This window comes from Paenibacillus sp. R-74696 (genome assembly GCF_055814915.1).
Genome location: NZ_JBPULM010000017.1, coordinates 155,147 through 170,160 on the forward strand (window position 1 = coordinate 155,147; position 15,014 = coordinate 170,160).

A 15,014-nucleotide genomic window follows, 5' to 3' on the forward strand; every position below is an offset into this window, starting at 1 on the left:
CGAATGTTAAGAGGCTCATTGGCTAAATTTTCAGGTCAAAAACCGGCTTCCAACCTTTGGAGACCGGTTTTTGTTCAAATATAAGCATGCATATGCCATTGAAAATATTTCTAAGCTGGACGGGTTAAATGACCCCATTCGTGGTTTCTGCAAAAGCAGAAAATAAGTATTCTTTACTTTCGTTTGCCATTTTACGTATATGATTTAAATCGACATGCTGCAGCTGGCCGTGACGTTTGACCGGACGTCCGGCAACAAATACGGAATCAACGTTGGACGGGTTTGCAAATTGTACAATGGCCCCCACCGGATCGGAGGCAGGGAACAGATTCAAATCTGTCATCCGAACCATAATGAAATCGGCTTCTTTTCCAGGCGTTAGGGTTCCGACTTTACGGTCTAATCCTAAAGCTTTGGCTCCAGCTATCGTTGCAAAATGCAAGACTTGCTGTGCCTTTAAACTTAATTCACCGGGCATGTTTTTGGATGCCAAAAGATTCTGGTTCGTTCTTGCCCGCTCCGCCTGCAGCATAAATTTCATTTGTGTAAACATGTCTCCGCTGGTTGAAGTCACCACATCTACGCCAAGGGTGGGCGTTCCGCCATTTTCAATAAACAGCCCGGTGGCTGGATAGCCATGCCCCATCATCATTTCCACCTCAGGAGTAATCGATATCGACGCACCTGAATCTGCAAGCATTTTGTACTCGTCATAGCCCATCGTATTAGCGTGAACCATATTTAAATCGGAACCAAGCAGGCCGGCCTTATATAGCTTTTCAATAGAGCGGTCATCCGGGCCCCAGCTGCCAAAGCCGACATGCATGGAACAGATCGCATCGAGTTCTCTTGCAAGCCGTATTTCCTGAACGGTAGCGTCCCAATGGCTGAATTCCGGTCCTCTTATGGCTAATCCCATCGTTAGCAGTTGATCATCGGAGGAAAAATGCTGCCTTTTTACGCGGTAGACGTCATCGGAAACGATCTTTTTGCTGCTGCGGTCCCAATATTCAGTCTCGCCGGAGGCTCCATACGCTAATACGGCGCGAATGCCAGCATTTTGCAAGCCCTGAATTAATCCGTCTGCATGCTCGGGAGAATAAATCATCGTCCAATCCAAAAGGGTAGTTACGCCGGCATTCAGCGCTTCCAAAGCACCTAGCAAATTGGCAGCATAGCTGTCTGCTGGGCGCAATTTGCTGCCAAATCCGCCATAATAAATATTTTGCAAATAGGTCGGCAGTGACCAGTCCGTTCCTATCGTGCGGACTAAAGACTCCCAAACATGCCGATGGGTATCCACAAAGCCTGGCATGACAATCATATCCGTTGCATCGATGATTTCGCAGTCTGAAGCTTCGAGCTCTTCTTGAATCGAGACAATGATAGAGTCCTCAACTAACATATCAGCTTTCTTAAAATCTCCTAGAGCTTTATCCATTGTTAAAAAATAGCCGTTCTTAATTAAGTAGCGATTACTCAACCTATTCATCTCCTTTACATAATGTGTTTACAAATATAGATTACATATTTTTACACAATTTGTAAACCGGCAGGTGAAGAAGCTAATAGATTAAGAGATTCAGGAAAATTGACCAGAAAAAACACACATGATACAATATATACTGAACGTTCAGTCAGTAAAATGTCGAATTTTGTTTTTGAAATGTGCAGCAAATTCAGGAGGTGAGTGCTCTTATGAATAGAAATCAAGAAATAACTATCGTCGAATATGAACCCCGATATGCGGGCTCTATTGCTGCGATGTGGAATACAAGCAATGAGAGTTGGGGTGGGGACAACTCGCTCCAGACGGAGGAAAGCATTCTTAAAGAACATCATAACAGTACATTTCTTCATGTATTTTTGGCGATAGCTGGCGAGGAGGTTGTTGGGTATTGCAGCTTCTCCCATTACAAGGAGGATGCAGGTGCCCTGTACATTCCTTTACTAAATGTCCGCCCTGATTATCACGGTCACAAAGTCGGCAAGCGACTTATTTTGCGTGCATTAGAGGAAACCTTGAAGCTTGGCTGGCCTAGACTCGACCTCTATACGTGGCCAGGCAATACCAAAGCTGTCCCTGCGTATAAGAAGAGCGGGTTTTTCTGGGAGAAAAGGGATGACACTACCCATCTAATGAACTTGATTCCATCCGTATTGCAGACCGGCGCTGTGAAGGATTATTTTGAAGAAATCAACTGGTACACGGATAGCATACGCGAAATTGCGGTCAGTCCCGATGGACGCCAAGAACAAGGTTTTGATTATTTTACTTATGAGTGGAAAAAGGGCTCCTTGCATCTAAGGATGGAATATGAGCGGACGGGACGCGGGTTAAGACTAATTGAAACAGATGACTATCTCATTAAGGCCACGATTCCAAATCACCATAAGCTGCCTTTCGGCGCAAGCTATCCGATCGTATATGAAGCCGTTAATAAAAGCGGGAAGAGTCTAGCTTTGGAAATCAAGAGCGTTGGCAATGCTGCAATTAGCTTTGAGCTGCATGAATCCAGAGTGGTTGAGTCACAGGAACGAATAGAAGGTAGCTTTTTAGTCCAAGCCACCCAAGAGGATCAGAACTTATTTCAGACACATCCGGTTGTTGAAGCGGAGCTGCTCATTAATGGATTGCCAGCTACCTTCAAAATCGGCATTGAGCCAAAATTTCCAGCGAAGCTAAAGCTTCAAGCACCAACTGGTCCCATTTATGCCGGCGAACCTATTGCGATTGATTTAACAGTAGAAAATGAGTACGAGACAGAGGCTGAGTTTGCTTGCGAGCTGGCCGATGATGCTGTTCTTTCCTTCAGCCAGCCCTCCGTCCGTATCAAGGTACCCGCCAGAGGCCGGAAGACCATTACCATTGAAGCTCGATTGCTGACCTATGGCATTTGGCATCATCGTCTCGCTATTCACAAGGTGGTCGGCACTGGCGAATTACTTGTATCGCAGCAGGAGGTCAGTCTTGTGTTCCCGGGAATACATGCTGCTTTCGGAGGCGAAACCGATCAGGACTGGGTAATCTTTAACGGACAATACTCCGCTCGTTTAAATAAATCAAGCAATATGCTGTCCATTAATGAGGGAGCTCGCGGGGTAATGAATCTGCATTATCCCAAATTTGGCTTACCCTATAGTGGAGCATTTGCAAAAAATCCTGTCACGCGTGTGACATGTCGGCAAGACGATGCTATGGTGCTCGAAGCCGAATATGATTTGACTGCAGTTGACCTGCAGCTAACCCTTGTCGTCAAATTGTACAGCAATGGCATCATTACCCGTCATCATGTTGTACAGCGCAAAGCTTCCTCCGCCTCGGATGAGCCCTTATTTTTGAAGGAAAGCTTTCATTTCAATCTGGAGGACAGTATTATTCCTTATGAAGGCCAATATGTGGATTTAAGCAAAGGACCTGACGCCTATAACTCCGATTATTGGGAGAAAAATAGGTTTACGGAAAATTGGATTTTTGCTAATAACGGACAGTCATCACGGGGGATTACTTGGCCGGCACAATTAGAAATCATTTCAGAGGGCTGGCTTTACGGACTTGAGCATCCTCTAGGTGTCATACCTGCTGGGGGTATTGTAAAGACTGAGCCTATCCGCATTGCGCTGGGAACGTGGAGAAATTGGCGCGATTTCCGTTCTTTTGCCCAGAACAATGGAGCGTCACAGGATCTCAGGGCTGCCGAGCAGCTGGAAACGATTGTGAATCAGGGAAATCCCTTTCTCCAAGGAGCGTTCGAGGTTCGGATTGTTGAGCGGAAAAATACATTTTTGGACGGTGAAATTGAAATAACTGCTGCATTGGATAGTGTAGATACGGTGAATTGCTTAATATCCAGCGAGCAGCAGCTCACCGAAACAGCTGCGTCGCTAACTAGAAAATCCAGTCCTGAGGCCGACATTTTATCACTGCGTTTGGATATGGAGACCTATGAAATAGGACGAAGCCGCCTTATTTTCCCGCTATCGAATCATCCTATATCCCAACAAACGGAGCCTGCAGATGAGGGTGAAGTACTGACGGCGGGTAATGGGGTTTTGCAAATTCAGGCAAGCAGCGGCTTTGCACCAGCCTTATTCTCACTAAAGCATAGCGGCGTGGAATGGCTCGATTCCTCCTTTCCTCATCCAGGTCCCAAGTCTTGGTGGAATCCTTGGATTGGCGGCATTGCAGCTGAAGTATCCGGCATGTCCGCAGCGAGCTTCATGGAAGAGCCGCGTGAGGCAGCCTTTGCAGCGATTACAGATAATCTGGGAAATAGCTGGTCAGGTATCCGAATGAGTGTGACGATCAGCAGCCATGCAAAACTCAGAGGACTTGTGCTCCATCACTATTTCTTAATGCTGCCAGGGGTACCTGTACTTGCAACTGTCACTCGGGTGGAGCAAAATACAGGTGCGCCTTTGCACCCGCTAACCCTTTCCAGTTCGACCTTCTACCGGGCCAGCAGCGATATCAAGGATAGCAGGGGGCATGTCAAAAATAGCAATGGTGAAAATATTACCTATAAGGCTGGCAGGGTTCAGTATAGCGCGGGCAGTCCAAACGGAATCTTCCAGTATAGCTCCCGTGAGCGAAAGCAGAGGCTGACCTTCATGGCCCACCCAGAGCTTGATTCAAGCGAGCTGCATATGAATACCCATGTAGTGGCATCCTTAGCAACAGAAAAACTATTTTTGCAAGACGGAAAGCAGCAATTCAGCAAACCGCAGTTCTATATCATTTCTGATCTGCTTGCCCCGGAGGAAGCTTATCAGGATTTGCTCAACATTCGTTTTGACCAGTTGACTTAAGAGAGGAAACTTTAATGAAAATTATAGATGCACATGTCCATTATTCCAATATTGCAGCCTTTAAAGAGACGGCACAAACTTTGGCAGCTATTGATTACACAGCAAGCGGTTTGCTAAAGGAGTTTAGAAATGCTGGAGTCATCGCGGGTGTGGGGATGGGCGTTACGGAAACGGTTGAAGGGGCATTCCCGGATTCCGCAGCCCTTAATCCCATGCTGCTTGATTTGAGCGACCAGCTTCCTGATAATCTGTTTACTTGTGTCGGTATTAATCCATTAACCCTGCATCTGGATGGTCAGCTCGAAGCGCTGGAACAATCGTTGCGCTCGAAAAATGTCGTTGGTATTAAGCTGTATGCGGGTTATTACCACTACAATGTCGGTGATGAAATTTATGACCCGGTATATAAGCTCGCTTCCACTTACGAGCTTCCCATCGTCATTCATGGAGGACTGACTTATTCGGACAAAGGCTTGCTCAAATATTCGCATCCGCTGTCTATGGAAGAAACCTTTTTGAAGCACCGTAATCTAACCTTTATGCTTTGTCATCTCGGTGATCCTTGGGTCATGGAAACAGCCGCATTGCTGGAAAAAAATCCGAATCTCTACGCAGATCTATCAGGCTGGATAGTAGGCGATGCCGCGAAGGTGGAACGGTTGCTGCTGGAGCAAACGTATACGGATCATTTCCGACGTGCCATTGTGTTTGCCGAAAAATATGACCGGCTTGTGTTCGGTACCGATTGGCCGCTTGTTCCGCTGGATGCCTATATCCAGTTTGTAAAGCATCTGATTCCTGAGGCTCACTGGGAGGATGTTTTTTATAACAATGCACTGCGGGTATTTCCAAAGCTGAAACAGCTGCTTGTAGAAGAATAGGGTAGAGAAGAGTCCCTGTGCAGGGGAAGTCGTTAAAAGTCGCCAATGTGGCGGCTTTTTTTATTTTAACGTTTCGCGAGTTTTCCTATTGACTTGGAGTGAACTCCAGAGTGTAAGCTACTCCTTGTAGTATTAACCAATATAAACAGAGCGAGGGAGCAGAAAAAATATGTGTAAAACGAATGTCCTAAGTGTTCCAAGCGCAAGAGCGCCTTTTGAAAAAACGGTTATGGAGCGGAGAGAACTACGACCGAATGATATTTTAATCGATATTAAATATTGCGGCATTTGCCACTCCGACATTCATAATGCCTTCGATGAATGGGGTAACGGCATGTTTCCGATGGTACCTGGTCACGAAATGGCCGGTGTGGTAACCGCAGTAGGAACAGAAGTGATAAAGTTCGCTGTTGGCGATCGGGTTGGAGTTGGATGCTTCGTTGACTCCTGTGGACAATGTGAGTACTGTCTCAGCGGAGAGGAGCAATATTGTACAAAAGGCGTTATCAATTCTTATAATTCTTTAGATTACGATGGCAATCAAACCTACGGCGGTTACAGCCAGAAAATCGTTGTTAAAGAAGATTTTGTTGTCCGCATTCCAGATGCCTTGGATTTGGACGTTGCAAGTCCGCTATTATGTGCGGGGATAACTACGTACTCCCCTTTGAAGCATTGGAACATCGGCCCAGGCAAGAAGGTTGCTATTGTAGGGATGGGGGGCCTTGGTCACCTAGCTGTCCAATATGCTCATGCGTTAGGGGCAGAAGTTACAGTACTGAGCCAATCGTTGAATAAGAAAGAGGAAGCGCTTAGCTTTGGAGCAGATCATTACTTTGCAACTAGCGATCCCGCTACATTCACGGCGTTAGCTAATCGTTTTGACCTTATTTTAAATACAGTGTCTGCCAATCTCAATGTTGATGCCTATTTATCGATGCTTCGGTTAGATGGAACGCTCGTAAACGTGGGCGCACCTAGCGAGCCAGATCAATACCATGTGTTTTCCTTGATTATGCAGCGTCGCAGCATCGCGGGCTCACTCGTTGGCGGCATTAGAGAAACCCAGGAGATGCTCGATTTTTCCGCTGAGCATGGCATTGCCCCTAAAATCGAGGTTATCGATGCCGATCAAGTTGATGAAGCTTTTGAGCGTATCATCCGCAGTGATGTACGTTATCGATTCGTAATCGACATATCTACTTTATAGTAGGAGGAGCAGGAAGTTGGAGCTCGATCATTTTCAAGCACGCATACAAAAAGCAAAACAGGCTATAGCAGAGGCTGAATATATTCTATTAGGTGGAGGCGGGGGTATTTCGGCTGCTGCTAGCATACTGTATAGCGGGAAAAGGTTTACGGACAATTTTGCACCAAGTATTCGTCATCTTTCTTTAAACGATATGTATGCGTCTGGCTTATCTACGTTCCCTGCACAAGAGGACAAATGGGGCTTTTGGGCAAAATTACTCCGTCATACTCGGTATGAAGCTGGTCCTGCCAGTCTTTACAAGGATTTATATAGCTTGATAAATGAGAAGCAATATTTCGTGCTGACCATGACTGTCGACAGCCAATTCGAGCTGGCAGGTTTTTCATCTGACAAAATATTTGAGGTTCAAGGCAATTACGGGAAACTACAGTGTGCAATTGGCTGCCATGACAGGGTCTATTCTAGTGAAATACCGATAATGGAAATGGCCGAGAGTGTTGTTGATTATAAAATACCGCTGGAACTCATCCCTAAATGTCCTATATGTGGCGGTGAGATGCTTCCAAACATAAGAAATAACAAAAACTTTGTCCAGGATAAGAAGTTTTTTGAATTAGAAGCATTATATAAAGGATTCGTGCTGGACTCTATGAGTCAGAAACGGCTTTATATCGGATTAGGCGTTGATCGTGAATCTTTGGTAATCTTGAAGCAAGACGATCCAATAGGCTCTGAACAAAATCACCGGAACATGATTTCATTCCCGGAAAGCATTCATGAAACGGTATCGGAACTATCGGAATAAATGATTGAAAGATATTTTTCATGACTTATGTTATATTTCTGAAATAAGACTATTAATGCAAAACGGCAGCCCTTGAATGGGCTGCCGTTTCTTCGATAAAGGTCGTCAATGTCAACAAATATGAATTAGTTAATGGCTATCATTCATTCACGTGGGATTCCAGAAGCCGGGATTCGAATGCTAACCTGGGTCCCGATGCCAAGTGCACTGAAAATCTTCACGCCATAGCCTTCACCAAACAGCAGCCCCAAACGAGAGTTGACATTGGCAATTCCATAGCCAGAGGAATGCTCGCTGCTGCTGTGACTGTTTCCCAGAATATGAGCAGCTTTCCCCGCAGGCATCCCCATACCATCATCAATAACTTCCAGCACAATGTCTTCGCCGTCCTGATAACCGCGAATAATAATATTCAGTCTGGCTTCATCATCCCAAATCGCATGGTTAATGCAATTTTCTACGAAGGGCTGCAGTGTAAGCTTGACAATCTGCTTTGGCAGCAGGCTGTCATCAACCTGATAATGCATATGCAGCAGCCCTTCAAATCGGGTCTGTTGAATAGCCATATAATGCTTCGTTAACGTAATTTCTTCGTTAATTGAAATGAGATGCTTTCCTTTGTTGAGGGATATCCGATAAAATTTTGCCAGATCGGTAACCATTCTATGAATACGGGCATCCTCATGTTTAATCGCCAGCGAAGAGATGGAGGCTAGCGTATTGTAAAGAAAGTGTGGGTTGATCTGCGCTTGCAATACGTTCATCTCAATTTCCTGCTTGGCAATCTCCTTCTTGTACACCTCGTTGATCAGGTTGTTAATTCGCAACGACATGTTGTGGAAAGCCTGGTTCAGCTGTCCGATTTCATCATTGCCCATTTCCAGCTGCGCTCCGGTAAATTCGGCACGTTCGACCCGGCGGATCATTCTAAGCAGATAGATGACTCTGCGAGTAAACAGCCTGGCCGTAATATAAATGAGCAAAATGGCAAGCAGTAGGCAGATGAGGGCCACAGGCATTAAGCGTGCAGCGGCGGCTTTGGCCAAGCTGGCAAAATCGTTGTACGGAACAATCGTAACCGTCTTCCAGCCGGAATTCAGCGTATCGTATACGACAAGTACCCGTTCCCCGTTGTAAGTACTGTCAAACTTTCCTGAAGCGGCTTCGGGAAAAGGATCAGGCAGCAGAGCATGAATGGATGAGCCCAATACCGATTTGTTTTTGCTGGACAAAATGTTGCCCTCGTTATTCACGATATAGATGGTTTTGTTCTCATCTTCCTGGACAATCAGCGAGTAAATATCCGCCTCAGCAATGTTCATGGATAATATCCCGTAAGGATAATTGAGACTGTAATTGTTGAGCAGGCGGGCTAGTGTCAGTGTGGGAGGATGGCCCTCGCCAGAAAATTCTTGCAGGAAGACGGCATTTCCATAACTACCCTCCAGCGCTTGGAAAAGACCGTCCTTGCTCACATTCTCGTCCAGCGCTTTAATGAGCACATTGTCCTTGGGTAGGGAGTGATTGGCCGTGTAGATAGTAATGCCCGATAGCTCAGGATTGCTGATCCTTACTGAGCTTATGAGATTATCGAAATAAGTGTACGCTTCTAAATATAAACGGTTGTCATTGTATTCATGGGTCAAATAGCCGCGCAAGTTTCCGTCTAAAAATAGGGTGTTGGATATTTTAACATAATAGTCTAGTTTATTTTGGAGATTACTGTTGATCCGCGTGGTCGTGGAGATCATCGAGGCATAGGCCTGATCCTTCAATTCGTTGCGTACCGTTGTGTAAGAATAATAAATTAGTAGGGACAACGGCAGGATGGACGCCACAAAAAAGACGGCAAACAGCTTCCTCCCCAAATTCATGTTCAGAAATAGGGTGCCTATCCATTTCCACAGCGTATACAAACCATTCACCAACTTTACCATATCATTTTTTTGCGGTACTCATTAGGTGTACAGCCCTTGTGCTTTAGGAACACAGAGCAGAAATACGATACATTCTCGTATCCAACCGCGCGTGCTATCTCATGCACCTTCAACCCCTTGTTTGCCAGCAGTTTTGTGGCCTCCTGCATCCGGTACCTTGTAATGGCTTCTAGGATCGTCTCTCCAGAGGCTTCTTTGTACAGCGTCCGCACATAGTTTGGTGAGAGATAGACTTCCTTGGCGATTTCTTCGACCGTTAAGGGGGTGGAGAAGCGAGTCTGAATCAGCTCCGTTATCGTTTGCAGCAGCTTATAGGCCTGAGAGTCCGTACGGCTCTGAATCATAGCGATAATCTGGCGGCAAACCTCAAGCACATACTGCTCCAGATCATCCATAGAAGGAAGCAGTGAGAGCTGCTCCCAATGATTGATGAACAGCATGCTGCCAGACGCATTCACGAGCAGTGATGAGAACTCATGCTCCACTTCTCTCAGCAAGCCAAGCAGGTGGGAGATGACCCCATTTTTACGAACCTGCTCTTGTCTCAGTCTGCCCAGAAATTCCACAATAACTGCTTTCATTGCAGGCTCATCGGCAAGCGTAAGCGCGCGGCATAGTTCTGCCGCATAGACTTCTGACTTGATCTGCACCGCCGTAGTAACTATGGCATCACTGGGAGTAATCACTTTGCCTGTGCCCAAATAGAACTTCCACTCATTGCATTGTTTAGCCTGCCTATATAGACCGGGCAATTCCTCCACGGATTGGCCTTCCTCCGATAAAGCGATCGTCAGCCGGCAAGTATCCAAGGAGGCAGACAAGGCGCGAAGCACTTTTTCCCAATAAGGCTTGTCCATTTCAGCAGCAAATGGCTTGCTTTGTGACATCAGAATCAGTCCAATAGCCCGCTCCTCGAGTTCGATCCCCATCGTATAGTCAAAATCTTCTGCCACCATGGATTGCAATGCTGCAATCAAAGAGGATCTTGGATCATGTTGATTGCCCAGGTTTCCATACGTTTGATCAAGCGTGATATGGGCCACTGCGTAAGCAGCAAGAGAAGGCAAGGGCAGCGATAGCTTAAACAGTTGATCGGCCAAGTCCCGGCGGGCGTCCACATCTTTTTCCAACAGCCATTTAGCCATAAGACGTTCTTTGGCCGTGTCCAGATTGCGGCGGATTAGTTCATCCTCCTCACATTTTTTCTTGACTATTTCCATCAGATCACGCAGCTCTTCCATATCTAAAGGTTTCAAGAGATAACCCGCAGCCTCGACGGATAATGCTTCTTTAATATATTGGAATTCATTATGTCCGCTCAGAAATACAATTTTAATGTCCTTATTCAATTGTCTCGCTCGCCGAGCAAATTCGAGCCCGTCCATAATCGGCATCCGGACATCGGTGAGCACAATATCGGGTATGAAGGTTTCTAGTCTAAATAGAGCCTCTTTCCCGTTTTTAGCTGTGCCTATAACCCGGATATTCATCTCTTTCCAAGGCACATAGTGCTCCAGCAATTCCATCTCGATTCGTTCATCTTCCACGAGCAGCAGCGAATACATGTAATAGCCCCCTTACGTCTTTCTATTCTAGGTGCTAGGACGGAATTGAACAATAAAGGCAGGGGTAGCTTTGGCGGTTTGGGTTATGTTTTGTTAAATATTGAAACAGTGTGGATGCAACTAAGGCGTTTTGCGTTATTAATCATTCAATTGTTGTATAGATGGATAGATGATAGCACTCTTATAATTTAGCTATAGTCGGTGTCCGGCAGAGATTACAGCAAGAGAAGCGGGAAAGGACGGATTGAACATATGGGAATGGAGCTAGCTTCGTCACCAATCAGCAAACAAAAAAAGAACAAGAGGGCCAGAGGAGAGACCTGGCGCCGAATGAAATCGGCAAAATATTTATATCTGATGCTCTTACCCGCGCTCTTCTGGGTCATTGCCATCAGCTATGCTCCCATGTTCGGGCTCTATATGGCATTTATCAATTATCAGCCCGGCGGAGATTTTTGGACGCAGTTTTTCACAAGCAAATTTGTTGGTTTGGATTGGTTTGAATATTTCTACAACAGTGGTGATTTCCTTCGACTTATGCGCAACACACTGCTCTCCAGCACACTGACGATATTGATTAGCTTTCCGGCTCCCATTATTATCGCGTTGGCGCTGAATGAGGTGAAGAATCGGTTTGTTAAAAAGACCGTACAATCCGTGGCCTATTTGCCGTATTTCGTCTCGTGGGTTATTGCGGCCAACATTTTTATTACGCTGCTTTCCTCGGACGGAATGGTCAACGGCATTTTGAAAAGCTTGGGACTGATCGACCAGAGCATTTTGTTTTTTCAAGAGAAAAATTATTTCTGGAGCATTATCGCAAGCGCTAACACATGGAAGTCTATGGGCTACAATTCCATCATTTATTTAGCAGCCATTGCCGGCATTAATCCTGAACAGTATGAGGCATCAACGGTCGATGGGGCAAACAAATGGAAGCAGATGCTGCATATCACGCTGCCAAGCCTAAAGCCGACTGCCATTATTCTGCTTATTTTAGCCGTTGCTAACGTAATGAATACCGGGTTTGACCAATATTATCTGATGCAGAATGAGTCTGTTATGGCTACAGCCGATGTCATTGACACCTATACGTACCGCTATGGGCTTAGCCAAGGGATGTTCTCCTATGCCGCAGCAGTGGGGCTGTTCAAATCAATCATTTCGATTCTTTTACTGACCACCATAAACCGGGTCTTTAAGAGAGCGTTGTTCTAAGATCATACGTTAGAAGGGGTGAGGCGCTTGAGAAGAGCGTTCGACTGGGATGATTTTATTTTCAAAGGTCTGGTGTATTTGATATTATTGGCTTTATTCTTCGTTACCTTCCTGCCCTTCCTGAACATTTTAGCGATTTCCCTGAATGATGCCACGGATTCCGTGAGGGGAGGGATCTCCTTCTGGCCGAGACAATTCAGCCTGCAAAGTTATGCAACCGTGCTCGGTGATTCGCAAATCTGGAGTGCCCTGCGCGTGACAGTAGCCAGAACACTGGTCGGTGTACCGCTGTCCCTGTTCACGATCACGATGCTGGCATACGTATTGTCGCGCAAGGATATTCCGGGAGGAAAAGCACTGACCTTTATTTTCCTGTTTACTATGTATTTCTCTGGCGGCTTGATTCCGTATTATATGGTGCTCAAGTCGCTAGGGTTGCTGGATACATTCTGGGTATTTATTGTTCCCAGCCTAGTTAATGTATTCTATATGATTATAGTTCGCACGTATATCAACGAATTGCCGCGGGAGCTAGAAGAATCGGCAAAGATCGATGGAGCAAACGATCTGCAAATCTTTTTCAAAGTGTATTTGCCGCTCTGTTTGCCGGTTTTGGCTACCGTGGGTATGTTTCTGGCGATTGACCAATGGAATGCATGGTTCGATTCCTATGCCTTTACCAGCAGTATCGAATTAAAGACGCTGCAAGCGAAGCTGGTGCAAATTCTCAACCAAGCGGACACGAGTCAAATGACCAGCGGAGCAAATGCCTCCAACAGACAGGCTATTTCACCACAAAGCATTCGCATGGCGATTACGATCATTGCCACTTTGCCAATATTATTAGTATATCCGTTAGTACAGCGCTTTTTCGCCGAAGGCATGACACTGGGTTCCGTTAAAATGTAACCATAGAACACTACTTACATGGGGGGATTGACAATGAAAAAAGTGAGCAAAACCATTAAGCTAGGCTTGACCCTTAGCGTGGTGGCTACCCTGCTGGCAAGCTGCGCAAGCGGCAACGATTCGGCCGCAACGACGAATACAAATGCCAATGCCGAAAGCAGCGGTACAGCTCCGATTACCTTGAAGTTTTTTGACAAAAACTTCGACCAGGCATTTACTACGCCAGTAGCGCAGGAAATCACCAAGAAAACGGGCGTCACCATTGAAATGATACCGACTACTGGCAACGCCGAAGAAAAGCTGAACCTGATGCTGGCCAGCAACGATTTTCCCGACATCGTTCTGATCTCGCGGACCGACGACCTTATCAATAAATATATTGCTGCAGAGGCGCTGATTCCTTTAGATGAGCTGATTGACAAATACGGCCCGAATATTAAGAAAATGTACGGGGATACCATTAGCAAATCAAGAAGTGCGGATGGCAAGACGTATTATCTGAACAATTGGTATTCGCTTGAGAAGGAGCCGGTTAACGGTATTCAGATACGGAAGGACCTGTTAATCGAGCTGGGTGAGAAGGAACGTGCCGATAATCCGACTACACCGTTCACCTCGGAGGAATATTATACGCTATTGAAAAAATTCAAAGAGAAATACCCGACCATCGATGGGAAAACAGCCATTGGAGCTACTTGGGACTACAGCAATTATGGTACGCTGCTGTCTACTTACAAAGGGATGTTCGGAATGAAAACGTATTTCAATGACAACGGCACCTTAAAGCAGGATGTAAGAGATCCACAGTATAAAGAGATGATGACTTATCTGAATAAGCTGTATCGTGAAGGGCTTGTTGACCCAGAGTTTGTCGTAAATAAAGAAGAAACCTGGAAGCAAAAGACCGCTAACGGCAATGTGTTCTCTACGGAAGGGAGCAGTTGGCAGCTAGACACATCAAACTCTATTTTGAGAAAATCGTCTGACGGAACTGAGAATGCAGATCGCCAGTTCTTCTCTTACAAAGTTGTAGCTCCGGGAGTGGATGCAGATAAGACTACTTATGGGGGAAGAAGCTCGCTTGGCTGGGATGCGATTGGGATTACCAAAAGCAATCCGGACCCTGTGCGGACGATTAAGTTTTTTGACTATTTAGCTAGTGAAGAAGGGCAATATTTGCTGATGTGGGGCGTTGAAGGAAAAGATTGGGAAATGAAGGATGGCAAGCACACGCCTATCGGTGACATTGTAGAGCGCTTCCAGAGTGAGTGGGATAAGACGGTTGAAGCTACCGGCATTAGAAGATATACCTGGTTCATCAACAATGGCGGCGGCAGTGACGGAACGCCATTTGATATGGCAACCAAATATAACAGGGATTCCAGAAACCTTCATTCCAAAGAGGCTCTAGGGGACAGCATCTGGGATACCTCCGAGTATGAGAACCTGGGCCCGGATGCTGGGACACCGGAAGCGCTGATTGCCCAGAAATATGAAGACATCAAGAAAAGCAGCATCGCCAAAATCATTATGGCTAAATCGGAAGGTGAGGCCGTCTCTCAATACGATAGCATGTTGAAGGAAATGGATGCTATCGGCATGGACAAGCTGGAAGCTATCGCTAATGAGAAATATGAAGCACGGATGAAGTTGTGGGAATAAGCGTAAATCAAGGGA

10 protein-coding genes are annotated in these 15,014 nt (G+C 45.9%); 7 read left to right on the plus strand and 3 right to left on the minus strand.

Going from position 1 to position 15,014, the window contains the following annotated elements:
• Window positions 1–124: 124 nt before the first annotated feature.
• Window positions 125–1,483, minus strand: a complete 1,359-nt coding sequence (locus tag ACSR9A_RS03265) for an amidohydrolase family protein (RefSeq protein WP_473755572.1) — start codon at window positions 1,481–1,483, stop codon at window positions 125–127.
• A gap of 215 nt (window positions 1,484–1,698) precedes the next feature.
• Between ACSR9A_RS03265 and ACSR9A_RS03270 the strand changes: the two genes are divergently transcribed.
• From ACSR9A_RS03270 to ACSR9A_RS03285, 4 genes are all read left to right on the plus strand, one after another.
• Window positions 1,699–4,809, plus strand: a complete 3,111-nt coding sequence (locus ACSR9A_RS03270; protein ID WP_473755573.1) for a GNAT family N-acetyltransferase — start codon at window positions 1,699–1,701, stop codon at window positions 4,807–4,809.
• A gap of 14 nt (window positions 4,810–4,823) precedes the next feature.
• Window positions 4,824–5,690 carry an amidohydrolase family protein gene (locus ACSR9A_RS03275; RefSeq protein ID WP_473755574.1) on the plus strand — a complete coding sequence of 289 codons (867 nt, stop codon included), beginning with the start codon at window positions 4,824–4,826 and terminating at the stop codon, window positions 5,688–5,690.
• A 169-nt stretch (window positions 5,691–5,859) separates the two neighbouring features.
• Window positions 5,860–6,900: an NAD(P)-dependent alcohol dehydrogenase gene (locus tag ACSR9A_RS03280; protein WP_473755576.1), complete on the plus strand. Its 1,041-nt coding sequence runs from the start codon at window positions 5,860–5,862 to the stop codon at window positions 6,898–6,900.
• A gap of 16 nt (window positions 6,901–6,916) precedes the next feature.
• On the plus strand, window positions 6,917–7,708 hold the full coding sequence (locus ACSR9A_RS03285; protein ID WP_473755577.1) for an SIR2 family NAD-dependent protein deacylase: 792 nt from the start codon (window positions 6,917–6,919) through the stop codon (window positions 7,706–7,708).
• Between the two features lie 143 nt (window positions 7,709–7,851).
• Here ACSR9A_RS03285 and ACSR9A_RS03290 read toward each other — a convergent pair whose 3' ends face one another.
• Both ACSR9A_RS03290 and ACSR9A_RS03295 read right to left on the minus strand, forming a co-directional pair.
• The gene (locus ACSR9A_RS03290) at window positions 7,852–9,645 is read right to left on the minus strand and encodes a cache domain-containing sensor histidine kinase (RefSeq protein ID WP_473755578.1); all 1,794 of its coding nucleotides are present in this window, start codon (window positions 9,643–9,645) and stop codon (window positions 7,852–7,854) included.
• On the minus strand, window positions 9,639–11,210 hold the full coding sequence (locus ACSR9A_RS03295) for a response regulator (RefSeq protein ID WP_473755579.1): 1,572 nt from the start codon (window positions 11,208–11,210) through the stop codon (window positions 9,639–9,641). Before ACSR9A_RS03295 ends, ACSR9A_RS03290 begins: the two co-directional genes overlap by 7 nt.
• A gap of 330 nt (window positions 11,211–11,540) precedes the next feature.
• On the opposite strand from ACSR9A_RS03295, the gene ACSR9A_RS03300 reads away from it, so the two are divergent.
• Genes ACSR9A_RS03300 through ACSR9A_RS03310 form a run of 3 tightly spaced genes read left to right on the plus strand, consistent with a single transcriptional unit; the run spans window position 11,541 to window position 14,999 of the window.
• Window positions 11,541–12,428, plus strand: a complete 888-nt coding sequence (locus ACSR9A_RS03300) for an ABC transporter permease (protein ID WP_473755580.1) — start codon at window positions 11,541–11,543, stop codon at window positions 12,426–12,428.
• Window positions 12,429–12,455: 27 nt separating this feature from the next.
• A complete protein-coding gene (locus ACSR9A_RS03305) occupies window positions 12,456–13,337 on the plus strand; it encodes a carbohydrate ABC transporter permease (protein ID WP_473755581.1) in 882 nt (293 codons plus the stop codon).
• 33 nt (window positions 13,338–13,370) lie between these two features.
• The gene (locus tag ACSR9A_RS03310; RefSeq protein ID WP_473755582.1) at window positions 13,371–14,999 is read left to right on the plus strand and encodes an extracellular solute-binding protein; all 1,629 of its coding nucleotides are present in this window, start codon (window positions 13,371–13,373) and stop codon (window positions 14,997–14,999) included.
• The last annotated feature ends 15 nt before the right edge of the window (window positions 15,000–15,014 follow it).